Annotated in this window: 1 protein-coding gene; it reads right to left on the reverse strand. The window is 25.4% G+C overall.

All coding sequences use genetic code 11. The annotated features are described in order from the left end of the window. Window positions 1-417, reverse strand: a 417-nt coding sequence (locus tag MUN85_RS12565) for a hypothetical protein (RefSeq protein ID WP_250507007.1), incomplete at both ends; no start/stop codon positions are given.

Below are 417 nucleotides of genomic sequence, written 5' to 3' on the forward strand. Positions count from 1 at the left end.
CTGTCCATCATCAATGCCATGTTCCGCCTCTTTGTCCTCTCCATTGCCTTCGCCGTCTACGGCTCGTTGTTCTGTTTCTTTGCTTCCGTTCTCCCCCTCGCTTTCTCTTTTTCTCTTCTTTCGCTTCCGACCTTTTGCTTTTTTTTTTTTTTTTTTCTTCTCTTTTTTTTTTTTTTTTTTTTTTTTTTTTTTTTTTTCTTTTTTTTTTCTTTTTTTTTTTTTCTTTTTTTTTTCTTTTTTTTTTTTTTTTTTTTTCTCTTTTTTTTTTTTTTTTTTTTTTTTTTCTCTTTTTTTTTTTTTTTTTTTCTCTTTTTTTTTTTTTTTTTTTTTCTTCTCTTCTTTTTTTTCTTCTTTTTTCTCCTCTTTTTTCTTTTCTTCCTCCTTCTCTTTCTTTCTCTCTTCTTTTTTTTTTTTTTT

Source organism: Bowdeniella massiliensis, assembly GCF_023634005.1.
GTDB classification, from domain to species: Bacteria; Actinomycetota; Actinomycetes; order Actinomycetales; family Actinomycetaceae; genus Bowdeniella; species Bowdeniella massiliensis.